19 protein-coding genes and 1 pseudogene are annotated in these 22,771 nt (G+C 51.6%); 10 read left to right on the top strand and 10 right to left on the bottom strand.

What is annotated here, in order from left to right; all coding sequences use genetic code 11:
- Positions 1 to 269 precede the first annotated feature (269 nt).
- Positions 270 to 1,295 carry a DUF3472 domain-containing protein gene (locus EHV07_RS11020; protein ID WP_147197843.1) on the top strand — a complete coding sequence of 342 codons (1,026 nt, stop codon included), beginning with the start codon at positions 270 to 272 and terminating at the stop codon, positions 1,293 to 1,295.
- Positions 1,296 to 1,344: 49 nt separating this feature from the next.
- Here the strand turns inward: EHV07_RS11020 and EHV07_RS11015 are convergent, their stop codons facing one another.
- The gene (locus EHV07_RS11015) at positions 1,345 to 3,657 is read right to left on the bottom strand and encodes an FdhF/YdeP family oxidoreductase (protein ID WP_147197840.1); all 2,313 of its coding nucleotides are present in this window, start codon (positions 3,655 to 3,657) and stop codon (positions 1,345 to 1,347) included.
- 358 nt (positions 3,658 to 4,015) lie between these two features.
- Between EHV07_RS11015 and EHV07_RS11010 the strand changes: the two genes are divergently transcribed.
- On the top strand, positions 4,016 to 4,825 hold the full coding sequence (locus tag EHV07_RS11010) for a flagellin (RefSeq protein ID WP_147196827.1): 810 nt from the start codon (positions 4,016 to 4,018) through the stop codon (positions 4,823 to 4,825).
- A gap of 397 nt (positions 4,826 to 5,222) precedes the next feature.
- On the opposite strand, the gene EHV07_RS11000 is transcribed toward EHV07_RS11010, so the two are convergent.
- Genes EHV07_RS11000 through EHV07_RS10990 form a run of 4 tightly spaced genes read right to left on the bottom strand, consistent with a single transcriptional unit; the run spans position 5,223 to position 8,695 of the window.
- On the bottom strand, positions 5,223 to 6,530 hold the full coding sequence (locus EHV07_RS11000; RefSeq protein WP_147197839.1) for an MFS transporter: 1,308 nt from the start codon (positions 6,528 to 6,530) through the stop codon (positions 5,223 to 5,225).
- Positions 6,517 to 6,657 (bottom strand): hypothetical protein, encoded by a 141-nt coding sequence (locus EHV07_RS24510; protein WP_168199618.1) that lies wholly within the window; start codon positions 6,655 to 6,657, stop codon positions 6,517 to 6,519. The genes EHV07_RS11000 and EHV07_RS24510 overlap by 14 nt, the downstream gene beginning before the upstream one ends.
- Positions 6,654 to 8,003 (bottom strand): amidase, encoded by a 1,350-nt coding sequence (locus tag EHV07_RS10995; protein WP_147197837.1) that lies wholly within the window; start codon positions 8,001 to 8,003, stop codon positions 6,654 to 6,656. Before EHV07_RS10995 ends, EHV07_RS24510 begins: the two co-directional genes overlap by 4 nt.
- An 11-nt stretch (positions 8,004 to 8,014) precedes the next feature.
- Positions 8,015 to 8,695 (bottom strand): DUF2848 domain-containing protein, encoded by a 681-nt coding sequence (locus tag EHV07_RS10990; protein ID WP_147197835.1) that lies wholly within the window; start codon positions 8,693 to 8,695, stop codon positions 8,015 to 8,017.
- A gap of 113 nt (positions 8,696 to 8,808) precedes the next feature.
- On the opposite strand from EHV07_RS10990, the gene EHV07_RS10985 reads away from it, so the two are divergent.
- A complete protein-coding gene (locus EHV07_RS10985; RefSeq protein WP_147197833.1) occupies positions 8,809 to 9,480 on the top strand; it encodes a GntR family transcriptional regulator in 672 nt (223 codons plus the stop codon).
- A 69-nt stretch (positions 9,481 to 9,549) separates the two neighbouring features.
- Here the strand turns inward: EHV07_RS10985 and EHV07_RS10980 are convergent, their stop codons facing one another.
- Positions 9,550 to 10,425 carry a LysR family transcriptional regulator gene (locus EHV07_RS10980; protein ID WP_147197831.1) on the bottom strand — a complete coding sequence of 292 codons (876 nt, stop codon included), beginning with the start codon at positions 10,423 to 10,425 and terminating at the stop codon, positions 9,550 to 9,552.
- 113 nt (positions 10,426 to 10,538) lie between these two features.
- On the opposite strand from EHV07_RS10980, the gene EHV07_RS10975 reads away from it, so the two are divergent.
- From EHV07_RS10975 to EHV07_RS10960, 4 genes and pseudogenes are all read left to right on the top strand, one after another.
- Positions 10,539 to 11,636: an NADH:flavin oxidoreductase gene (locus EHV07_RS10975; protein ID WP_147197829.1), complete on the top strand. Its 1,098-nt coding sequence runs from the start codon at positions 10,539 to 10,541 to the stop codon at positions 11,634 to 11,636.
- 154 nt (positions 11,637 to 11,790) lie between these two features.
- Positions 11,791 to 12,021 (top strand): hypothetical protein, encoded by a 231-nt coding sequence (locus EHV07_RS10970; RefSeq protein WP_147197828.1) that lies wholly within the window; start codon positions 11,791 to 11,793, stop codon positions 12,019 to 12,021.
- 169 nt (positions 12,022 to 12,190) lie between these two features.
- Positions 12,191 to 12,640 (top strand): hypothetical protein, encoded by a 450-nt coding sequence (locus tag EHV07_RS10965; RefSeq protein ID WP_147197826.1) that lies wholly within the window; start codon positions 12,191 to 12,193, stop codon positions 12,638 to 12,640.
- Positions 12,641 to 13,168: 528 nt separating this feature from the next.
- Positions 13,169 to 14,206, top strand: a pseudogene (locus EHV07_RS10960) (tyrosine-type recombinase/integrase).
- 184 nt (positions 14,207 to 14,390) lie between these two features.
- On the opposite strand, the gene EHV07_RS10955 reads toward EHV07_RS10960, so the two are convergent.
- A complete protein-coding gene (locus EHV07_RS10955) occupies positions 14,391 to 15,365 on the bottom strand; it encodes an Rpn family recombination-promoting nuclease/putative transposase (protein ID WP_147197824.1) in 975 nt (324 codons plus the stop codon).
- Between the two features lie 492 nt (positions 15,366 to 15,857).
- The gene (locus EHV07_RS10945; RefSeq protein WP_147197820.1) at positions 15,858 to 16,643 is read right to left on the bottom strand and encodes a hypothetical protein; all 786 of its coding nucleotides are present in this window, start codon (positions 16,641 to 16,643) and stop codon (positions 15,858 to 15,860) included.
- An 829-nt stretch (positions 16,644 to 17,472) separates the two neighbouring features.
- On the opposite strand from EHV07_RS10945, the gene EHV07_RS10940 reads away from it, so the two are divergent.
- Entirely contained in the window at positions 17,473 to 17,946 is a 474-nt protein-coding gene (locus EHV07_RS10940; RefSeq protein ID WP_147197818.1) for a hypothetical protein, read from the top strand.
- Positions 17,947 to 17,996: 50 nt separating this feature from the next.
- Here the strand turns inward: EHV07_RS10940 and EHV07_RS10935 are convergent, their stop codons facing one another.
- Positions 17,997 to 18,929, bottom strand: coding sequence for an ABC transporter substrate-binding protein (locus EHV07_RS10935; protein WP_147197816.1), 933 nt, complete (start codon positions 18,927 to 18,929; stop codon positions 17,997 to 17,999).
- A gap of 17 nt (positions 18,930 to 18,946) precedes the next feature.
- Positions 18,947 to 19,996 carry an ABC transporter substrate-binding protein gene (locus EHV07_RS10930; RefSeq protein ID WP_254446333.1) on the bottom strand — a complete coding sequence of 350 codons (1,050 nt, stop codon included), beginning with the start codon at positions 19,994 to 19,996 and terminating at the stop codon, positions 18,947 to 18,949.
- A gap of 319 nt (positions 19,997 to 20,315) precedes the next feature.
- On the opposite strand from EHV07_RS10930, the gene EHV07_RS10925 reads away from it, so the two are divergent.
- Both EHV07_RS10925 and EHV07_RS10920 read left to right on the top strand, forming a co-directional pair.
- On the top strand, positions 20,316 to 21,512 hold the full coding sequence (locus tag EHV07_RS10925) for an acyl-CoA dehydrogenase family protein (RefSeq protein ID WP_147197815.1): 1,197 nt from the start codon (positions 20,316 to 20,318) through the stop codon (positions 21,510 to 21,512).
- Positions 21,513 to 22,577 carry an LLM class flavin-dependent oxidoreductase gene (locus tag EHV07_RS10920; RefSeq protein ID WP_147197813.1) on the top strand — a complete coding sequence of 355 codons (1,065 nt, stop codon included), beginning with the start codon at positions 21,513 to 21,515 and terminating at the stop codon, positions 22,575 to 22,577.
- The last annotated feature ends 194 nt before the right edge of the window (positions 22,578 to 22,771 follow it).

The following is a 22,771-nucleotide window of genomic DNA, read 5'->3' as shown; positions in this document are numbered from 1 at the left end:
TTTTTATCCACGGCGGAGAACACTCCGCCGTTTTATTGGGTCATTCCCTTTCCTTAACGTAGCCGCGTCTCTCAACGGCAACGCGCTATCGTACCTCGCAATAATTACCACTCCCTATTAATAATTGCAGACAACAATAAACCCTCGTTTAAAGAAAAGTTATTCCTCACCGCTATCATAAGCGTTGAAATAACCATGAATGACAAAGTCCCTTATCCGTCATCTGAATTTAAATAACGCGCGAGCATGCAATTTTTCTGGAGAGCCCGATGCACCACGGAATTAAAAAAACGTTGTTAGTCCCCTTATTATTTTTGATAAGCCCCTTGAGCCAGGCCGTTGTCGCCGGAGGGATTGTCTCGCTCAGGCATGCATGGCCTGAAAGCGCAGAATTTAATAAACTCTCTTTCTTCCAGCAGATTAGTAACGATGGTGGAACCGGAGCCCGATACTTCTGGGCAAACGAGTTTCACTTTAAACAGGGAGATGGAGGGTATATTGGTTTACAAAACAGGGGTAATGGCGTTCATGCCTTTAATTACTCTATCTGGCAGGCAACCGGCTGGAAGAGCGGGACATGCAGTTTCTTCAATCACGAGAATTCAGGCGTACAATGCCAGATTATTGTTCCGTGGAAAACCGGTCATCAGTACAAATTAGATGTTTCCAAAAATGGCAATCTGGTAACGGGTGTCGTGACCGACCAGATGGACGGCACAACCACAACGGTTGGCGTTATTGAAGTTCCCGAAACATTCGGCAAACTCTACGCCTCTTCCGGTTTTGTCGAAGAATACTCTCAGGGCGATGAGCAACTTTCTTCCTGTTATGTCATGGGCGCGCAAAGTTCAACCTTTCTCAATCCCACAGGCGATGACCATACAAAAGCCGGACAGAGTACCTTCACCTATGGCAACTGCAACGATCCTTATGTGGTAAAAGCGGCATGCGATGGTGATGCCTGCATTAATACCGTGAGCAATCTTGGTGCTGTCGCTTCCCTGAATGCCCCTACCGTCTCGATCGTTAATAATAACGATTTAACCGCCGAGACACTCGCTGGTGCATTGAACAAAGTGGATTTGGTCGCTATTCGATCTGAGGATGGTCAGTGGGCACCCGATATCTATTTTCCACACCCTGACACGCTTAAATGGAAATCAATATTTATCGATCATCGTGCGGGTTATAGTTCATCCGTGCATGTCAATGGCGCTATTACTCAGGTAAAAAAAGGACAGCAGCTGATGTATATGTCAAACGGTAGCAGCTGGAAGGTCATTAATTCAAAATAAGCGAACCGTTATATTACAGAGAGGCTTTACGCCTCTCTGTATACGGCAGCTAGCGTATAACGCCTTCCGTTTCGAGCACCTCGGCGGGTTCCAGTGCCACTGGAATGCTTTTATAGGCCGGAATGCCGCTTTCGGTATCAAAACTGTCGAGCGGCACCAGTACGTTAGCTTCCGGGTAGTAAGCCGCGACGGAGCCGGGCGCCATGTCATACACCACTATCGTCAGGCTATTCAGTCGCCGTGAAGTCTGTTTGCCATCCGGATCCAGCGCAATCATATTGACCTTGTCTCCCACCCGAAGCTGCCGTTTTTCAGCTTCACTGGCTGCCATAAACAGCACGTCACGTCTGCCGGTGACGCCGCGATAGCGATCGTTCAGACCGTAAAGCGTGGTGTTGTACTGATCGTGGCTACGCAGCGTAGTCAGCACCAGGTCGTGACATTTTAGCGAGCGCGGATCTTCATTAATGCCCTGCATCACCTTAAACTGCGCGCGCCCTGATGGCGTCAGCCACTTCCTTTCCGACGCGGCGTTATATAAACGGAAACCGCCAGGCTGAAGAATTTGCTGATTAAAATCCTTAAACGCCGGAAACACCGCCTCAATAGCCTCCCGGATAACGCTGTAATCGCCGACCATTTTGTCCCACTCAACCCGCGTCGCGGGCAGCGTCGCCTTAGCCAGTCCCGCCACTATCGCCGGTTCCGATTTCAGGAATGGCGAAGCGGGTTTCAGCGTACCGCGTGACGCATGCACCATCGACATGGAATCTTCAACGGTTACGCTTTGTTCGCCGGATGCCTGCCGATCCGTTTCGGTACGGCCCAGCACCGGCAGCAGATAGTTATGCTTACCCAGCAGCAGATGTGAACGGTTGAGCTTGGTGGCCATATGCACCACCAGATCCAGCTTGCGCATGGCCGCAAACGTTACCTGCGGATCGGAAATGGCTTCCGCCAGATTACCGCCCAGGCAGAGCAACGCTTTAGAGCGCCCGTCGCGTATCGCCTGAACCGCACTGACCGCACCGTGCCCGTGCTTTTGCGGCGGCCTGAAGCCAAAGACGTTTTCCAGACTGTCGAGCAGGCTTTGCGGCGGAATTTCAGTGATGCCAACGGTGCGATCGCCCTGCACATTGGAATGGCCGCGTAACGGGCAAATGCCTGCGCCAGGCTTGCCGATGTTGCCACGCATAAGCAGTAAGTTAGCGATTTGCTGCACGTTCTGCGTACCGTACTGGTGCTGGGTGATGCCCATGCCGTAACAGATGATGGTTTTTTCTGCCGAGGCATAGAGGTGTGCGATGTTCTGGATTTCGGCGAACGTCATCCCGGAGACTTTCTCAATATGCTGCCAGTCCGTTCCGTCGAGATCGGTTTTAAGGGCGGCGAAGCCTTCCGTGTGCTGCTGGATAAAGGCCTCATCCACCACGCCAGGTTTCCCTGCTGTCAGCGCCTCATCATGCATTTTGAGCAGGCATTTCATCACCCCTTTTAACACCGCCGCATCGCCGCCAACCCGCACTTTATAATAGGTTGACGCTAATTCGGTGGAGCTGAGCGACAGCATTTCGACCGGGCTTTGAGGCGAAGTAAAACGCTCAAGGCCACGTTCACGCAGCGGATTGATCGCCACGATTTTTGCGCCGCGTTTAGCTACTTCACGCAGCGTGCCGAGCATGCGAGGATGGTTCGTTCCCGGATTGTGACCGATACAGATCACCAGATCGCAATGGTCAAAATCGTCCAGTTCAACGGTGCCTTTGCCAACGCCAATTGACTGCGGCAGTCCGACGCTGGTCGGCTCATGACACATGTTTGAACAGTCGGGAAAGTTATTCGTGCCATATTCGCGAGCGAAAAGCTGCCAGAGGAAAGCGGCTTCGTTGGAAGCACGGCCGGAGGTGTAAAACTCCACGCTGTCGGGATCGTAGCCTTGCAGTTTTTCGCCGATTTCCCGGAACGCGGTTTCCCATTCTATGGGCTGATAAGTATCGCTGGCGGCATCATACTTCATGGGATGCGTGAGTCGCCCTTCGCCTTCCAGCTCGTAAGCGCTGCGCGACCAAAGCTCGCTAACGGTGTGCGCGGAAAAAAATTCAGGCGTGGTGCGCTTGCTGGTTGCTTCCCACGAAACGGCCTTTGCGCCGTTTTCACAGAACTCGAACGAGGATCCATGACGCGGGTCGGGCCAGGCACAGCCGGGGCAGTCAAAGCCCTGCGGCTGGTTAACTTTGAACAGCGCGATCACATCCTGCTTCACGGCCATCTGGCCGCGAATGGCATCGGCCACCGCTTTCAGTGCGCCCCAACCCCCTGCCGATCCGCTATAGGGTGAAATACCCTTATTATTCTGTTTCATTCGACTCGCTCACTAAAAAATACCGTCTTTTTAGCGTAGAGCAGGGGTTTCCCGATGGCGGGGAATTTTGTTTTCAGGATGTTGCCAAAACGCTACTGCCCCCTCGCGTGCGTGCTGTCCGGTAGCCGCTGTCATCCCGTAAGGGGTCAGCGCCTGAGTAATTTCAGGGGCTGCTTTGCTTCGCCTGAAAGACAGCAGATGAGGCCGGTTACGTTTTTTTCAGCGGTCATAACGCCCCCAGAAGATCTTTCACAGATCTGTTTAAAGTTCTGCCAACTGTCGCCGATAAATATTTCACTGACGGTGACGGGCATCCGGGCGCCGTAATCGACCCAAGTCAATCTTGAAGGAAACTATTATGTCCGTTATCAATACCAACATTATGTCCCTGACCACTCAGAACAACCTGAACAAATCCCAGGCTTCTCTGAGCACCGCGATCGAACGTCTTTCTTCTGGTCTGCGTATCAACAGCGCAAAAGATGATGCTGCGGGCGAAGCTATCGCTAACCGCATGAATTCTCAGATTAAAGGTCTGACTCAGGCAGCACGTAACGCCAACGACGGTATCTCTCTGACTCAGACGGCTGAAGGGTCAATGAACGAGATCAACACCAACTTACAGCGTATTCGTGAACTGACTGTTCAGGCGAAAAACGGCACCAACAGCGCTGACGACATCGACTCAATCCAGAAAGAAGTTGACGCACGTCTGTCTGAAATCAACCGTATTGGCGCGGCAAGCACCTTTAACGGCACGGCAATTTTCAACACCACCGGCAGCGTAAAAATCCAGGTGGGCGCTAACGATTCTACCGACGCTAACGTGATCAGCATCGACCTGTCAGGCGCAGGCTTCCAGGCTTCTGGCCTGGGCGCTACCTTCAGCGTGACCGGCGGCAACCTCTCTGACCTCGATGCGCGTATCAAAGACGTGGATACTTCACGTAGTGCCCTGGGTGCGATTCAGAACCGTTTTGAATCTACCATTAACAACCTGAATACCTCTGTGACCAACCTGACCGCGTCTCAGTCACGTATTCAGGATGCTGACTACGCAACGGAAGTGTCTAACATGTCCAAAGCGCAGATCCTTCAGCAGGCCGGTACCTCCGTGCTGTCAAAAGCTAACCAGGTTCCACAGGGCGTGCTGTCTCTGCTGCAGTAAGTCTTTCTGGTTTACCTCAGAACGCAAAACCCCGGCTTCGGCCGGGGTTTTCTTTTTTATTTCATTCTGGCCGTGCTTCGACTTCATTAAAAAGGATAAGCACAGGCAAAAGGATAAGGTATGCTCAGTTATTTATTTCCTGGCAGTAACGATCTGCACACGGCCGAAAAATTTTACGATGCCGTTTTATCGCCAAACCTTTTGATGGCAGGCCTGCTGTTGCCGGTAACGGCGCGATGCCTACGGGAAGAATTTTTACGTTGCCTGGTTGCGCGATCCTGACGGTAATAAAGTCGCCTTCTTCTTTAACGATCCGGAAGACAAGTAATGGATTTTTGGTATGGAAAAAATAAAGCCCGACAGCGGTCAGGCTTTATTTACTGTGACTTAAACGGGTTTACAGCGGTTTATATGCCGTCTCTTTTGCCTTCCATAATGCAATCAGCGTAATCCCCAGCGCCAGGCAAACATATAAAGAGACCCACACCGTGCTGCCCATCTCTTTATAAAGCGAAGTAATAATCAGCGGCGCAAACCCTCCGCCGACAATACCCGCCAGGGTGTAAGCCAGCGAAGAACCGGCATAACGAACGTGGCCGGGAAATTGTTCAGTGACAAATGCCGCCTGCGGGCCATACATCACCGCATGGATCAGCAGGCCGACAATGACCGCCAGTACAATCAATACCGTCTGCGCGCTGTCGAGCAGCACAAAAAAGACAAATGACCAAACCGCCGCCAGCAGCACGCCTGCGATATAAACCGGCCTTCTGCCCAGCCGATCGGAAAGTGCACCAAACATCGGCACGGTAATCGCATTGCCAATTGCGCCCAGCATGGTCGCCAGCAGCGCGACCGGCCGCGGCAAGTGCAGCACCGTTGTAACATAGGTCAGCGTAAAGACCACGACCAGTGCATAGAGCACATCGGAACCGATGCGCGCGCCTCCCGCAATCAGCAATTCGCGTGGATAGCGAACAAAGACCTCTTTCAGCGGCGTGTGCGTGGTTTTCTCACTGGCCTGCATGGCGACAAAGGTGGGCGTCTCCTCCACGCCACGGCGAAGCCAAAGGCCAAACATCACCAGCAGCAGACTCAGCAGAAACGGCACGCGCCAGCCCCATTCCTGAAACTGGTCACCGCTCAGCGCCAGCGTGACCAGGGTGATAAAACCGGTGCCAATCAGCGTGCCGCAGGAAGGGCCAACCTGGGCGAACGAAGCGTTGCGTCCCCGTTTGTTGGCATCGCCATGTTCCATAGAGAGCAGCACGGCACCAGCCCACTCGCCGCCCAGCGCAATTCCCTGAATAAAGCGCAGCGTGACCAACAGTACCGGGCTCCAGATACCCCAACTCGCATAGCCGGGCAGCAGGCCCATCAACGCGGTGGTGACGCCCATAATCACCAGCGTGGTAATCAGCACCGCTTTGCGGCCGGCAACGTCGCCCAAATGACCGAAAATAAACCCCCCGACCGGGCGGGAAATATAGCCAACCGCATAGGTGGAAAAGGCCAGAATCGTCCCGACCAGCGGGTCGAAGCTGGGAAAGAAAACATGGTTGAAGACCAGCGCCGCCATAATGTTATAGACGGTGAAATCATACCATTCGAGCGCGGTGCCCACCGAACTGGCCGCGGCCAGCCGACCCGTTTTAGACATTCCGCTCCGGGCGGTCTGGAGCAGCGTGGAATCAGTATTCGCCATGGGTCATCTCCTGCTTTGTTAACTGCCAGCTGAGCGGGTAAAGCTGCACATCCGCCGGATTGAAATCAGCCTCATCTTCAGGCGCAATCTGGGTGGCGACAAACAGCATGCCGTGGGAAAGAGTCATCGTGATCTCCTCCGTAAAAGAAGGATTTCCAGGGCTAACGCCAGACTCAGTACTGCGGCATCTTTACCCTGGGTGGCGGCCAGCATCAGCCCCACCGGCGCGTGGCCCGGCTGATGGCACGGCAGCGAAACAGCGCAGCCGTCCAGCATGTTGATAACGCTGGTATTGCGCAGCATCAGTGCATTGATTTCTTTGTAGCGCTGCGGATCGTCAAGTTCGGCGATAGTGGGCGCAATACGCGGGACGGTGGGCATAAGCATCCCGTCAAAATCCGTCAGTGCGGCCTCCACACGCTGTTTCCAGGCAGCACGCTGCTGATAAAGCTCTTCGGCATCCTGCGCGGTTAACCCGCGGCCGACCTGAAGACGGGTTAATACCTGGGGATCGTAAGCTTCCGGCCGTGACTGCGCGCTTTGCTGGTGCCATTGCCAGGCTTCCCAGGCTATGATGCCGCCGCGTGCGTTGAGGGTTGTCAGCTCGGCCAGCTCCGTTAGCGGTATCTCGACAAGCGTTGCACCCGCAGCCTGAATCAGATCGCGCGTGGCGGTCCAGGCCTGGCGGACGTCATCTTCTAAATCATCCAGCACGCGCGTTTGTGGGATCGCAAAACGCGCCTGTGACAGATTGCATTCTGCAAGCATCAGTGGTTCATCAGCAATGATGCTGTCCAGCAGCCAGCAGCTGCGCACGTCATGGGCGATAACGCCGATACTGTCGAGCGAAGCGGCAAGGGGCAGCGTACCGGCTTGCCCGATGCGGCTGGCGCTGGGCTTAAATCCCGTCAGGCCGCAAAGCGCCGCCGGGATGCGTACCGAGCCGCCGGTGTCCGTCCCAATTGCGCCCAGGCACATGCCATCGCTTACCGATACCGCTGCGCCGGAGGAGGAACCGCCAGGGATGCGCGGCGAGTTGCGCTGCCACGGATTTGCAGGCGTGCCGTAATGCGGATTGATGCCCAGTCCTGAAAAGGCAAACTCGGTCATGTTGGTTTTACCGACGATCGCCGCACCGGCCTGTTCCAGACGGTTCACCATACTGGCGTTCGTCTTCGCTGCGGGCGCGTTGATCAACAGCGTGGAGCCTGCGGTGGTGGCTTCACCAGCCACATCGAACAGATCTTTAATGCTGATCGGTAAACCGTCGACGGAACTGAGTGCTTCACCCTTTTGCCAGCGGATACCCGCCTGAATCGCCCGTCTGCGGGCATTATCGGTATATAAGCGCGTAAAGACGCGAGCGCCCTCACCGCTTTTCTCCGTGGCGGCAAACAGCGCCGCCTCGGTATAGTCTTGCGGGGTTGCCTCACCCTCTTTCAGCCGCTGGCTGGCCTGCCATAGTGTCGTCATCGTCAGTCTCCTCAGGCTACGACTGGCAACAGACCAGTGCTGTATTGATGGGTTAGCGTGCGGTTCAGGATGGGATCGTGCAGCGCCATGCGGAAATCACTGGCCGGACGAATGCCGCCCAGCGCGCTCAGCGTGCCGCAGGACATGGCAAAACCCTCTTCGGCCGGCGTGTCAGACAGATAACGCGCCAGCAAATCCATCGGCGTCAATAAAGAAGCCAGTGAACCTTGCTGATAGCTGACCCATTCGCCCTGCTCTTTAATCCAGGCGCTCAGTTCCAATGCATCCCAGTGTTCAGCAACCTCTTTTATCCGCCAGGCGTGGCCTGCAACCGGCTTAATACAGGCTTGTTTCGACAGGGCAACGCTGAACGTTTCCAGATGACGATCGGTATGATCGGAAATAAGCGAGACCCAGTATTCACCCCGATGGAAAAAGACAAACGGCTCCGCCTCGCCTGACGTTTCTGCACCTACAACTTCCAGATGAGATTGCTGGCTGAGTTGGTTAGTGGTGACGCGGTAAAACAGCGGCACTGCACCTGGCGGGGGCACGCCCAGCGCTTCCAGCTCCCTGATGTGGTGCAACACCGCCTGCCGATCCCTTCCTACCCATCCTGCAATAACCAGCTGATTTATCTCAACTTCAATCAGTGGCGCTGCTTTGTCATCGGTGGTAAACGTCAGTTTCATCGCTCTTTCCCCTTAAATGAAATTCGTGTGAAATTTCACACTATTTTCAATCTTGCGATTTTCATGCCACCTTTTTGTGTAATATGGTGAAAACGTTGGATAAGGAAAAAAACATGAGTGATGCGATTGCTGAAGCGCCTGATGCAGCCAGCCCCCGAGCGCTTTCTCTTAACGAGCAGGCCTATCAGGCTTTCAAACATAAACTCATCACGCTGCGCTACAAGCCGGGCGAATATCTGAATACCGCGCAGGTGATGAACGATTTGGCGATGGGCAGGACGCCGGTTAATCAGGCCGTGCACCGACTGGCGACCGAAGGCTTGTTGCAGATTATCCCGCGTAAAGGGGTGATGGTTTCCCCTCTCTCGATTGATGATGCGCTGGAGTTGATAGAAGTGCGTATGGTAAACGAAACGCTATGCCTGCAACTCGCCAGCCGAAAAGTGACATCGTCACATATCGTCTCGCTCAGGCAGCTAAATCAGCAGATTGCCGCCGCCAGCGAAGCGCGCAATCGGGTCGAGGTTATGCTGCTGGATCGCGAATTTCATCAGCGGCTGGCGGACATTGCCGGAAACAGCCGTTTATCCGATATTCTCAGCGTAATCCACGCGCAGGCTCAGCGCTTCTGGGCCACAACGTTATCAAGCGAGAGTCATATGCAGGAAGTGATTACCGAACACGATGCGATTATCGAGGCGCTGGAAAACGGTGATACAGAACGTGCCGCAGAAGCCGCGCGCGTCCATATTTTCTCGTTTAAACAGGCTTTGCTGAATTATTGAAAAAGGAGCCGATAGTTTTAGCATCTCAGCACATGGAGACTGGGCGACGCTGGCACCTGTTGGTGCCCTTCACTGAATCAACGAGGCTTTCAAGGCTTCAATAAAAACCGTTACCCGCTGAGGTAAATGTCGCGTGGTAGGAAACAGCGCCCAAACGGAAAGATCCTGAGGGCGAGCGTCTTGCAACTTCACTTCAATAAGCGTGCCCTCCTCTATTTCTTTTTTAACATCCCACAGCGTTAACTGCGCCAGTCCAATACCCTGCATACAAAGTTCCCTGACGCTTTCAACGTTGCCTGAACTGAATCTGCCATCCACGCTGATACTGGTGCTTTGGCCCTCCTGTTCAAACGTCCATTGCAAAACGCTGGTTAACCTCAGGCAGTTGTGGTGAGTGAGATCGTTAAGCGTATCAGGCACGCCAACCTGTTTAATATAATCAGGAGATGCGCAAAGTATGCGGGGATTGTCGACTATCTTGCGGGCAATCAAGTTTGAATCTTTTAGCTTCGCGATGCGGATAGCCACATCAATGCCGCGGCCAACAATATCGACCACCTCTTCATTCAGCTGTAAATCAATTTTCAGCGCTGGATTGCCAGCCAGCAGCGAAGGGATAAGCGGCAGTATCTGCCGGCGGCCAAAGCCGGAAGGTGCCGTAATCCGTAATAAACCTGACGCGCCTTTTGCATCAGGTGAGAACGAGGCTTTCGCACTTTCTGCCGCCTCAACAAGGGTTTTGGCGTAGGGAATAAACTCAGCGCCTTCGGGCGTCAGAGAAACGGAACGCGTCGTGCGCTGTATCAACCGAATGCCCAGCTCGCCCTCCAGTCCGGCCAGCCGCCGGGAAACCGCCATAGGAGAAATATCCAGCCTTTTAGCCGCCTGAGAAAGGCTGAGCGTTTCGGTAATGATCAGGAAAAGCTGCACGTCATTAAGGTTCATAGCGCCGACTTTTATAACGATTATCGTTATACCAGCATATCATAATGGCCTGTTTAAGCGCCAAATCAGAGAGACTATATTACTCCACAAGGTTAATTGCGAACGGATAAAATATGAATCACTCTCCTTTATTTACCGCCCTGAAAGGCAACAACATCAGTTTGAAAAACCGTCTTGCCGTGGCGCCAATGACGCGTGTAACGGCCAGCGAAGATGGCTGCGCCAGTGAAAAAATGAAACGCTACTACGCGAGTTTGGCGCGTGGCGGTTTTGGCCTGATTATCACCGAAGGCATCTATATCGATCGGGCCTGGTCACAGACCTATGCTTTTCAGGCGGGCCTTACTTCCACTGCGCAGGTCGATGCCTGGCGCGAGATAACCGATGCTGTCCACCGCCAGGAAGCCGCTATTTTTGCTCAAATCCAGCACGCTGGCGCGCTGTCACAAGGAAACCATTATGTGACTGAGACGGTAGCGCCCTCTGCAATCCGCCCTAAAGGGGAGCAGATGCCGTTTTATCGCGGAGAAGGACAATACCCGTTACCCCGTGAGCTGAGTGACAGCGAGATTGAAGAAATCATCACCAATTTCGCGGATGCAGCGGCGCGTGCTGTCCATGAGGCCGGGTTTGATGGCGTGGAAATCCACGGTGCAAACGGCTATTTACTCGACCAGTTCTTTACTGAATACAGTAACCTGCGCACTGACAGATGGGGCGGCGATACGGCTGGACGCATGACCATTGGCCTTGAAGTGATTAAGGCTGTTCGTGCGCGTCTCGGCGCAGACGTTCCGGTTGGTATTCGTATTTCGCAGGGCAAAGTGAATGACTTCGTGCATAAATGGGGAAAAGGCGTGGAAGATGCCCGGGTAATCTTTTCGCTGCTGGAAAAGTCTGGCGTGGACTTCATCCATGTGACGGAGTATGAAGCCTGGGAGCCTGCATTTGCCGATGACGAGCGTTCGCTGGTTGAGCTCGCGCATCAATATGCCCCTTCTCTCACTTTGATTGCCAACGGTGCCCTCCACGATCCTGGTCGCGCAGAAGAGGTGATGGCGATGGGGGCAGATCTTATCGCACTCGGTCGTGGCGCTCTGGCAAACCATGACTGGCCTGAGCGGGTTAAAGCTGATCAGCCTTTAAACGAGTTCGATCGCGACATCCTGAGTCCGATTGCGGACATCAAAGAACGCGAGCTTGATCAGTAAACGCCTTACCACTTTGAGGCAAGCGCCGCCTGAAATATTTTGAATTGCAGACTGCTCTGAAAGAAAGGCCATACGCTGGCCTTTCCTTTAAAGCACGCTATTCTCTCTTACCAATCAATAACATATTTACATCAATTTTTAAGGGATAAGAGTTATGCGCAAATTATCAGTTTTAGCGGTTACCTTCGGTCTGCTGCTTTCTGCCACGTCTCAGGTACAGGCAAAAGGCTGCATCAAAGGGGCTGCAGTTGGCGGCGTGGCTGGACACATTAAGCATCACGGCGTGGCTGGCGCGGCGGCAGGCTGTGCAGTTGGCCACCATATGGCTAATAAAAAAGAGAAGAAAGAGCAAGAGAAACAGCAGCAGCAACAACCCGCGCATTAAAATGTAGATTGCCTTCGTGCGATCCTGCTGGTTAGCCCCTGTTTTAGGGGTTAACTGGCTTTGTTACTAACCGAGTATATGCTTATCATTATCGCCCCACGGCCACCTGTTCTGCTGTCCGTGGCAGCTGTCTTCCTGATGCGGGATGATGATCCCGGAGGTATAGCTTGTGGATACATTGATGACGTTACTGGGAAATACCATCCCCCTTATACCTGTCGCGCCCATAAATATGCAAACTTATGCGAAGGCACTTTTTAATGGCTCCGATCAGAATACAAATTTCTATGCAAATGCAACGATAGACTCACAGTTAAATATTAATATCATTTCCCTGAATTTTACTAATAGCTGGCCATTTTCATTCACTACCGGTCAATTAACGCAGATTATTAAAGAAAATATCCCGCACGATTTCGGTTATTTATCCTCGTACAGCATTACGAATATGATAAGGCTGACAACCAAATTTCATCTCTATCTCGATGATAACCTTCTTCTTATTTTCTTTGTCGATGATGGTGAAGCTCTGCTCGGCAGTTTTATCGCTCCGGGCCTGATAGATTATGATGAGAACGCCTATGTACTCAATAATATCGTGGGTACCTGGAGCAGTTAAAATCTGAGTATTCGGTTTACAGAAGGTAGCCCTCTGAAGCACGACACGCTGATTGCCAGCAGGCCTGTATATGCTTAGATACTGAGCGGATCGCATGCTTCTGCGATCATGAAAGATCTATATAATCTTACCAGTAGCGCACTGTTCCCAGGCATCTTTCTGCATAGTGAACGGCAAATCCCTGTATTGCCCTATCCTGATCCGCGCTGACACTTGCGCTGTAACCCCTCCAACGGCTGCGATTTTTGTTTAGCTTTTGAACAATTACCGCTTTAACTTTATATAATGGGACTTATATAAAGTTAAAATGGCCTGGTGTTGAGCAATTATGATAAAATTCTGCGCCAGAAAAGATCGCTAGCTAACTTGTTTCGGTCGTGAACATTTTTAATGCCGGCTCATGGGCGGTTAAATTATAAACAGCCAACCGGTAGCGCTACGTGAATTCTTTAGGGTAACTCCCCTGCTTTTTCTATAGAATTTACGTAGCGCGATCGATTGTTAAACAGAGTATTTATTGGACACGTTATGCCTGAAATAACAGCAGCTGACGACCTGCTGCCCCTGATTTCATCTGATGACGCGATTTCTACGCGGCTGAAAGAATTTGTACAAGATAAAGAGGCTTTTTCTGCCAATACCTGGCGACAACTACTCAGCGTAATGCGCATTTGCTTTCGCTGGGCGGCAGATAATGCCCGCAGCTTTTTGCCAATGTAGTCGGCTGATTTGCGTGACTATCTTGGCTTTCTGCATTCATCAGGCCGGGCCTCTTCTACCATCGCCACACATGCTTCACTGATTGCAATGCTGCATCGCAACGCAGGTCTGATCTCCCCTACGGTTTCCCCCCTGGTTTTTCGTACTATTAAAAAGATTAATCGAACCGCAGTGATCGCCGGTGAACGTACCGGCCAGGCCGTTCCTTTTCGTCTGGCAGACCTGATGATGCTGGATGAGCGCTGGAGGAACTCGTCACGTAAAAAGGAAATGCGCAACCTGGCTTTTCTGCATGTTGCTTACGGTACGCTGTTGCGTATTAGTGAACTGGCCCGTCTGCGGGTTGGCGATATTACGCGCGCGGAAGATGGGCGAATAATTCTGGACGTTGGCTGGACAAAAACCATTGTGCAAACGGGTGGATTGATTAAAGCTCTGAGCACCCTTTCCAGCCAGCGGCTAACCGAATGGATTGAAAGTGCCGGGCTGGCGGGTGAACCCGATGCCTTTTTGTTTGGCCCGGTGCATCGAAGTAATCAGGTGATAGTGACCTGCGACCGTCCGCTCACTACGCCAGCGCTTGAGGCTATTTTTATTCAGGCATGGCAAATTGCCGGACCTCTTCAGCCCGCTAAAGCCAATAAAAATCGTTATCGGGGTTGGAGCGGCCACAGCGCACGTGTTGGCGCGGCTCAGGATATGGCAAAGCAAGGCTACGCTGTAGCGCAGATTATGCAGGAAGGTACCTGGAAGAAACCGGAAACGCTGATGCGCTATATACGAAACGTAGATGCACATCAGGGTGCGATGGTCGATCTAATGGAAGCCCGGCATGGCGGGAAATAAAGCATAGCGCTGGGATTGGGATTGGGATTGGGATTGGGATTTTTATTGATAACCACTTTGCTGCACAAAAAAACAAAGTGGTGCTAAAAAGTAAACGTGCTGAGATTACCTGAAAACAGCGCAATTATCTCCAGTGACGCTGGTGTATGAGGTGATTACAGGCTGACGGTCAGGCAACGAACCATCAATGGCGGATTTGCGCCAGATCGTCTTCAGTTAACCCGGTCATTTTCATGACGATATTGCGATCCAGGCCGTTCTGCAACATGGTACGGGCGACTTCGAGTTTACCTTCGTTACGGCCTTCCTGCCTGCCAAGCTGAATGCCTTTCTCAATGCCTTTCTCAATGCCTTTTTCAATGCCCTTCTCAATGCCCTTCTGTTCAAGCTGTTGTGCGATGGTCATCAATGCGTCTCCATGTTGCGGCACACGCTGTGCCAGTTCACGTACAAACGCCTCTGCGTCTGCCGTTTCACCCGTCTGTATCAGGTAGTTTATCAGCGATGTCAGCTGTTGTCCCGTAACCGGTTCTCTCAACAGCAGGGTCGCCAGCCTGTCCAGCAGCTCTGCCAGGTCGCGCCGGTGAATATGCTTTTGCAGCAGCGTCAGGGCCGCCATGCTGCGGTGGCCCATTATCTCGTCGTCGGAAATCACCGTGACGTCAACCAGCGGAAACTCACCGCCGTAAAGCTTACCGGCCAGCCCGGGATGATTAAATTCATCCAGCCAGCGGGTGGAATAGGGATAGGGAGTGCGCTTTCCCGTATAAAACAGCACCGGTATCACCAGCGGCAGCTTTTTGTGCCCGGCGTCAAGGTGGCGCTGCATGGCCGCCACCGCGTAGCGAAGAAGCCTGAACGCCATGTGCCTGTCCGGCGTGGACTGGTGTTCGATAAGAACGTGGACGTAGCCATCATCGCCGGTCGTGGTTTTCAGGCTGTAGAGCACGTCGCTGAAATAGGGGCGAAGCGTTTCCTCAACAAAGCTGCCGGACTCCAGCTTAAGAGTGCTGAAGTCGCAGACGGCCTGCAGCTCCGCGGGCAAATGCAGCTGCATAAAATCCCGTGCGGTAGCGGGATGGGTCAGAAACTGTTTAAAGGCGAGATCGTGCGGTGTCGGGCTCGCGTTCCTGCGGCCCTTTGCTTTCCTGTCAGACATTCCCTGCTCCGTTGTCCCTGGAATTCTCTTTTCGAGAAGGGGAATTATAACGAAATCCGGGCGTGCATACCCGTATTTTTTTGAGGGGTATATAAGATAAGAGATTAATTATAGAAAAAGAATTGCGTGCTGTAACTAATATTCCATACCCGCTATTAATAAAAATCATCTGATAATCTGTAACTTATCACTACTCATTTCATGTTATGTTTAACTGCCTGTAAACAAGGCTTTTACTGGCATTCTCCAGATTCGCGGGGTCTCGTTTAAGCCATCGCTGGCTGGCTCCGGCATTGGCTACGATAGACACCAGCGGCTGATTTATTTCATGCGCAATTGAAGAGGTTAGCTGCCCAACGGTAGTGGCACGCGCAACGCGGTTTACTGACTGGCTTAAGAAGAATATTTTACAAAGCATAAACCGGCAGAATCAATAATGTCATGCTGTAAAAAAACCCAGAGCCGAAGCCCTGGGAAAATAGAGACAAAAACTCAATTTACTGAACTGTTAATTTCAGCTAATGCGCCTGTAATAGCAGAAATAATGACCGGAATGGCCGCTGCTGAGGCATTGTCACTTATATCGGCTGCCAGACTCGCCACGTCGGTTTGCAAAAATTGCAACGTCCCTGAAAGGCCCGGTAAAACATTAAAACTATCAGCGACTGAGCCGTTGGCGGAAGTCAGCAAAGTCAGCAGTTTGGTTTTATCCGCAAGCGTAGTTTGCAAATCCTGTAGCTTCAGCTGGTTCCCGGAAACAATACTCTCCAGGCTTTTCACCAGTGCAAGCGCCCCCGATAAGCCGACTACGCCACCCAGAGAACCCAATCCACTTAGCAAACTGTAGCTTTTCTGCGCTTTGGTCAGCGCTGCCTGATTACCGGCAAGCGTGCTCTGGAGGGTAGAAAGTTCCGAAGTCAGCGTAGTTACCGTGCTCTGAATGCCATTTCCGAAAGTTAATACTGAATCTTTAAGCGGAGAAAGGGTTTGAATTGCACTTTCTACCGAGTTAGAAAAATCAGCAACGGCCGTTTTTAGCAGATCGCTATAGGTTGAGGCATTTGAAAGATCTTCAGGCTTAATGCTACTGAGTGCCGCAGTAGTGGAAGTAACAAACGCCTTACCTTCCGCCTGAAGTCGGGTAATAATATCGGTAATCTGGGCCAGATTACCCGTAACCTGACTAATCGAGTCATCACCCGCTCCGCCAGTTGCTGATTTAAGTGCCGAGGTAACGGAATTTAAAGATAAAATAGATTGAGACAATGAAGTAGACATAGGTAACTCCTTGAGTCATTAAGTTTTTGATTAGTTATACAGAAGTAAAAACGTTTTAATTTAAAAAAATTTGCTTATTACTACTCAGTTAAAGCTGCTGAGTAGCCCCCCCTCACATGGACTATTTAATGCATTTTTTCCTCCTTTTATGGAATTGGAATTAATAGCCTGCCGTCAGAGATGAAATCTATCCCCTGTGAAATTCTCTTTGCGCTTATATCAGTACTGGCTTTTTTTAACTAAATAGCCCCCCACTTCTATCAGTAACGCAATCTAAATAACAGAAGGGATAAGAATGTTAAGTACGAGTTAACTTATAACAATCCCCTGTGAAATCAGTCAATTGCGTACGCATCCTATCAGATTTTCCTTAGATGATTAAGACGGCGATATCATTAAAAAGTCATAAAAATCAGGCAACTAAAGACAAATAATGCCCTAATTAATTTCATTGTCACTTCAAAGCAAGTTTTTATAAAATCAGGCAGAAAAAGGTTGGTCACTTGAGATATTCCCTCCGGGTCTTGACGCAAGAGAAAATACATTTAATGCAAGAAATAGAAAAAGTGAAATATTAAAAATTACGATCGAAAATACTTTTAACAGCAACCAATCAAACTAAAATAAAAATAACATCCAATGTGAGTAGTTATTGCAGACTAATAGAAAATGTAATTAATAAGAATAACTGGCACTACCAGTCATTATTAATTTACGCAATCAGTTAAAAGTAGTGCTAAGGTTAAGTTGCCTTGCGAATTCCCTGTAAATACTTGCAGGTATCACCAGGGATCTTATATTCTCAATAAATTAACTAAGGGTAACTATCATGCCTCAGCTGAACCTGTCTTCAAACTTTGGTAGAGTTGATGAAAGCCTGCGGGGAAAACCACAGGTAGCAATGCGAGATGCTTTACTGCAATTCTTCAATTTTTTCCTGACCACTTGCAGAAATTATGACATACGCGATATTTCCCTTATCAGTTCTGACATTGAGTATATTTATGATGACAGTGCCGGACGCTCTGTCACCTGGCCTTTAGATAATTATGCTTTCGAATATTTGCTTAATGATATATTGTTTGAAGATTCACAATTGGTTGATGTGGAATGGATAATTAACTGGACCATGATGTCTAACTTTATATTCAGGCTTAACTATCAGAACGGCGCTGAGTTTACAGATGAAATGGATGTCCTTTTTTCCCCACGTACCGGTCAAGCCAGAATAAACATTAGCTTTGCGCCTTTTGTCGGCGTGAAAAGCCATCATCGTAAACACAGTAAAAAGAAATCAGCTTAACGAATGACGGCCTGTAATGAAGAGAGGCATGATGCCTCTCTTTTCTTCCTCTACTGCGCCTGCACCGTTAACCCCCGGTAAAAGGTCGGTTCCACCTGCAAAGGCTTATTTATCAGCCCCTGCTTTTGATAAAAGTCAGCCGTTTCCTGCTGCTGGGTAATGGTGGCACTGTCAATCGCCTGCCAGTGTGACTGACGTCGGCCAAAAGAGAGTCGTATCGCTTCTTTTGGGAAACCAATGATTTTAGCCAGCGTTACCGAATAATTATCAATATTAGCGTACGCCTGTTTTTCCGCTTCAGCCAGCCGGTTAATATAATCCTGAAGTGCTTTACGCTTCGTTTCATTAGCCAGTGCGCTGTCGGTCGCTGCCAGGAAACTGTTCCCCGTCGATAACCCTCGCCCACTCACCAGTACCCGACCGGTCCCCGAGGTTTCTGCCAGTGCGGTGTAAGGATCCCACGTTGCCCAGGCATCCACCGCGCCGCTGGCCAGCGCAATTTTAGCATCTGACGGGGTAAGATAACGGAAATGCACCTCTTCAGGTTTGATGCCGGCCTGTTCCAGCGCCTTCAACGCAACGAAATGTCCTACCGATCCCCTGCCGGTGCCGATGCTTTTTCCTTTCAGATTCGCAACGGTCTTAATCGCGGAATCCTTATTAACCACCACCGCCGTGCCGTAAGGATCGGACTTGTCTACCGCCACGGCCTTAACCTGCGAACCGGCCGCTATGGAGAAAAGCAGCGGTGCATCGCCAATAATGCCGACATCAACAGCGCCTGCATTTAGCGCTTCCGCTAAGGGAGCTGCCGCCGGAAACTCTGCCCATTCAATATGATACGGCAGGTTTTCCAGCAGGTTGGTTGCTTCCAGCTGGGCACGCATATTACCTTTCTGGTCAGCGATGCGCAGCGTCACGCCATCGTCGGCCTGCGTGGCGGCACCTGCCAACAGCATGATTAATAACAGAGAACGTTTCATTAAAATTCCTTGGTTCTTCAGGCAAAAACATTGGCCGTAATGCCGCGAGCAAACAGCTGCGGATCGGTATCGGGCCGCAGTACATTAATGGCTTTTAAATCGCGGGCGTAGACTGCCAGTTCCTTAACAAAAGCGTCCCCCGTTGCCGAGTGCCCATGGGTATGCGTCTGAAGTACGGCGCTAATTTCCTGAGCCGTAGTGTTAAGCGCGTGGCTGACAAATTCATCACCGATTTCATCCGGATGCTTCGCTGCCCAGGCATGGGCTTGTAAAATGGCATGGGTGATGGCTGCGGCAACGGCGGGGTCATCACGCGTCAATGCACCACGCACGCCCACGACACAGCAGCTGAGATTGGCATATTCATCCGTAAGATTGGTCGCCAGTTCACGGTATCCAGACTGGTTAATAAGCCGCCACATCACCGGATCGGAGCCGCTTGCCGCCTGAATTTCCCCTTTCTGAAGCGCCATCGGTAACAGATCCAGCGGGTAAGCGCGCCAGCTAACATCGTTTACCGGATCGATACCGTGCCTTTTCAGCAGCAGCGAGAAAAAGTTTTTATCTGCCGCCGCCATATCCGTTACGCCAATGGTTTTCCCTTTCAGATCGGCAAAATTTTGCGGCCCCTGAGCCAGCGTAACCAACCGCATACAGCCGCCGTGCGTCCCTGCCGTGAGCTTGACGTCAAAGCCTTGTTCCAGCGCTTTCAGCCAGCGCAGCGCCATGCCTACTGCCGCATCCGCTTTGCCAGTGGCGATCGACTCCAGCAGCAGTTCTGTTGAATTACCAAAGTTGACGAACTCCACATCAAGATTGTGCTGACGGAAAAAGCCCTGTTTATCTGCAACCGTTACCGGTGCAATGCAGATAGCGTTTAGATTAACCGCCAGTTTAACCTTCCGCATTGCCGGTAATGCCCATTTCCCCGGGCCTTCAATATCCGTTGTGCCATTCATGCCAGCCATATTATGCGCCAGAACGTTCGGACTGAATAAAGAGGTAACGGCAGCGCCGCCCAATAATCCCAAAAGCCGCCGACGCGACAATATTAAATTTTGATTCACTCTACAGGCTCCATTCCGAACGGGTTAATTGGATAGCGTCAACGTGATTCCCGCGCTTAACCGCAGGCTGAATAATGAAGTAATTTAATGTAAAAACTTTATAAATCATCAAGATAAGAAATGATTGTGTAAAGTTCTCGTCTCATCATAATATTAATCACCCCTCTGTTTTAAAAAATAATTATGCCGATAGTTAATTACCTTATCTGTTTTACGTCTTTTACAACTGATGCGCTAATTTGCATTCTGTCATCGAATTTTTCGCGATATTTCTGTTTCTGCTATTCAGAAATATGAAATAGTGGAGGCGTTGAAACAGATGAACAGTCCGGCCTTTTCCCCTTTTCCCTCCGGGTTTGATCCGCAGAGGGTTGATTCAGATCCGGGCAGCCCGCAACGTCTTGCCGCCCTGACCCGCTCCTTTGCGCAGCGGGCCGCGCACTATGATGTCACCGGTGATTTTCCCCATGATAATTTTGCCGAGTTGCACGATGCCGGCTTACTGAGGCTGGCACTGCCCGCACGGCTGGGCGGCAACGAATGTGATCTGGCAACCGCGCTGCGTGTGATAACGGCGGTTGCTAAGGGCGATCCGTCGTCAGCGTTAATCCTGACCATGCACTATCTGCACTCGCTACGCTTACGGACGGCCAGTGGCTGGCCGGCAGCGTTACAACAACAGGTCGCAGCAGACATTGTTAAGAACGGGGCGCTGATCAATTCATTAAGAGTCGAACCGGCGCTGGGAACCCCGGCACGCGGTGGGCTTCCTGCCACGCGAGCTACCCGTACTGAAAAGGGCTGGCAGCTTGATGGTGAAAAAATCTATTCAACCGGCAGTCACGGCCTCAGTTGGTTGCTGGTCTGGGGCGCTACCGATGATCCACAGCCGCTGACCGGCAGCTTTCTGGTACCCGCTTCCGCCTCCGGCGTGCAAATTATTGATGACTGGGATCATTTAGGCATGCGGGCGACCTGTAGTCATCGGGTCGTTTTCCGGCGGGTGACGATCCCTTTTGACCATGCTATCAGCCTGAATGAGCGGCCTGCGGCCCAGGACGCACAGGAAACGTTGTGGATGTCGGTGCTGCTCCCGGCCGTTTACGATGCCGTCGCGCAAAGCGCGCAGCAATGGCTACATGATTTTTTGCAGCATCGGATACCTTCCGCGCTTCAGGCACCGCTGGCAGCCCTTCCCCGTTTTCAAGCCCTCGCCGGGCGCATCGATACCCTGTTGTTCAGCAACCAAACGCTTTTGCACAGTGCGGCTACAGGCAACATTGATCCTGTCCGCGGCGGCCAGTTAAAGCATCTGATCACCAGTCAGGCGATTGAGGCCGTTGAGTTGGCTATTGAAGCCGCCGGAAATCCGGGTTTGTCACGCCGTAGCGATCTGCAACGTCATCTTCGCAACGTGCTTTGCGCACGCATCCATACGCCTCAGGACGATGTGATCCTGCAAACCGCAGGCCAGCGTGTTCTGGCATTTTCATCGAATCAACAGAGGAGTGTATAAATGAGCCTGGAATTTATTGGCCTGGTGGGATCGCAGGAAAGCAGCGAGGCGCTGGCTGCCGAAGGCCCTTTAGTCAACGCTGATTTTATCCGGGCTTTTTCGCAAACGCAGCAATACGCCGGTTTCGATAAAGTCCTGCTGGCCGTCAATACCCGCGCGCCCGATTCGTTAATCCTCGCCAGTTGGGTAGCTGCGCAGACCGATAAACTGGGTTTACTGGTGGCGCATCGTCCTGGTTTTCAGGCGCCCACTTTCGCTGCACGGCAGTTTGCCACCCTGGATCAGCTCAGCCAGGGACGCGTGGCCATCAATGTCATTACCGGTGGCGATAGCGGCGATTTGCAACGCGATGGCGACTGGCTGGACAAGGACAGCCGCTATGGACGGACGGCCGAATATCTACAGGTCATGCTCAATACCTGGCATCAACAGCAGCCTTTCGATCATCACGGCGATTTTTACCGCATCCGGGATAACCTGACGCAGGTGAAACCGGTTGAAGGTCATATACCGGTTTATTTCTCCGGCGCGTCTGAGGCTGCGGTCGAAGTTGCAGCCCGGTATGCCGATGTCTACATGATGTGGGGCGAGCCGCTGGCAGAAATCAAACAGCGCATCGCGCAGGTAAAATCTGCCGCAAAAAAATATGGTCGTGAAGATAAAATCCGCTTTAGCCTGTCGCTGCGCCCTATTCTTGGCGACAGCGAAACGGAGGCGTGGGCGCGTGCAGAGCGGATTCTGGCGCGGGCGAAAGCGTTGATCGATCCGGCGAGTGCCAATCCGGACAGTAATAGCGGCTCACAGCGGCTGTACGGTTTTGCCAAAGAAAAAGCCGTTCACGACAGCTGCCTGTGGACTGAGATTGCGGCGCTCTCCGGCGCGGCAGGTAATTCGACCTCACTGGTTGGCACGCCTGAGCAGGTTGCCAATGCTGCACTGGAATATTACCGCCTGGGCGTGACCACTTTCCTGTTTCGCGGCTTTGATCAGCTGCGCGATGCAGCCGTTTACGGGCAGCAGCTTATCCCTTTGATGCGTGAGAAGGTTGCGACTCTGGCATCCTGAGTATTCATTTCACCTGCCGACTTCCACCAGCCTGCTGCCCATGATGTGCGGCACAGGCTGGCAAGCTTCAGCTGCTGGCTTCGGGTTCTCGCCCTTTTTCTCTGCCTGACTAATGATTATTCGATGCCATAGTGAGCGGATAAATAACAAACATTAGTATGTTGTAACTAAAATAAAAGCTACCCGACAGCCAG

It is taken from the genome of Pantoea sp. CCBC3-3-1, from assembly GCF_007981265.1.
Taxonomy (GTDB): domain Bacteria; phylum Pseudomonadota; class Gammaproteobacteria; order Enterobacterales; family Enterobacteriaceae; genus Erwinia.
This window is presented reverse-complemented; position numbering and strand designations above follow the sequence as displayed.

Excerpts from the sequence above, each read along its gene's own strand:
- EHV07_RS10920 (WP_147197813.1), top strand. The coding sequence starts at position 21,513 with ATGAGCCTGGAATTTATTGGCCTGGTGGGATCGCAGGAAAGCAGCGAG.
- EHV07_RS10990 (WP_147197835.1), bottom strand. The coding sequence starts at position 8,695 with ATGAAACTGACGTTTACCACCGATGACAAAGCAGCGCCACTGATTGAA.
- EHV07_RS10945 (WP_147197820.1), bottom strand. The coding sequence starts at position 16,643 with ATGTCTACTTCATTGTCTCAATCTATTTTATCTTTAAATTCCGTTACC.
- EHV07_RS10985 (WP_147197833.1), top strand. The coding sequence starts at position 8,809 with ATGAGTGATGCGATTGCTGAAGCGCCTGATGCAGCCAGCCCCCGAGCG.
- EHV07_RS10995 (WP_147197837.1), bottom strand. The coding sequence starts at position 8,003 with ATGACGACACTATGGCAGGCCAGCCAGCGGCTGAAAGAGGGTGAGGCA.
- EHV07_RS10925 (WP_147197815.1), top strand. The coding sequence starts at position 20,316 with ATGAACAGTCCGGCCTTTTCCCCTTTTCCCTCCGGGTTTGATCCGCAG.
- EHV07_RS11020 (WP_147197843.1), top strand. The coding sequence starts at position 270 with ATGCACCACGGAATTAAAAAAACGTTGTTAGTCCCCTTATTATTTTTG.
- EHV07_RS10935 (WP_147197816.1), bottom strand. The coding sequence starts at position 18,929 with ATGAAACGTTCTCTGTTATTAATCATGCTGTTGGCAGGTGCCGCCACG.
- EHV07_RS10955 (WP_147197824.1), bottom strand. The coding sequence starts at position 15,365 with ATGTCTGACAGGAAAGCAAAGGGCCGCAGGAACGCGAGCCCGACACCG.
- EHV07_RS11000 (WP_147197839.1), bottom strand. The coding sequence starts at position 6,530 with ATGGCGAATACTGATTCCACGCTGCTCCAGACCGCCCGGAGCGGAATG.
- EHV07_RS11015 (WP_147197840.1), bottom strand. The coding sequence starts at position 3,657 with ATGAAACAGAATAATAAGGGTATTTCACCCTATAGCGGATCGGCAGGG.
- EHV07_RS10975 (WP_147197829.1), top strand. The coding sequence starts at position 10,539 with ATGAATCACTCTCCTTTATTTACCGCCCTGAAAGGCAACAACATCAGT.
- EHV07_RS24510 (WP_168199618.1), bottom strand. The coding sequence starts at position 6,657 with ATGACTCTTTCCCACGGCATGCTGTTTGTCGCCACCCAGATTGCGCCT.
- EHV07_RS10970 (WP_147197828.1), top strand. The coding sequence starts at position 11,791 with ATGCGCAAATTATCAGTTTTAGCGGTTACCTTCGGTCTGCTGCTTTCT.
- EHV07_RS10940 (WP_147197818.1), top strand. The coding sequence starts at position 17,473 with ATGCCTCAGCTGAACCTGTCTTCAAACTTTGGTAGAGTTGATGAAAGC.
- EHV07_RS10980 (WP_147197831.1), bottom strand. The coding sequence starts at position 10,425 with ATGAACCTTAATGACGTGCAGCTTTTCCTGATCATTACCGAAACGCTC.
- EHV07_RS11010 (WP_147196827.1), top strand. The coding sequence starts at position 4,016 with ATGTCCGTTATCAATACCAACATTATGTCCCTGACCACTCAGAACAAC.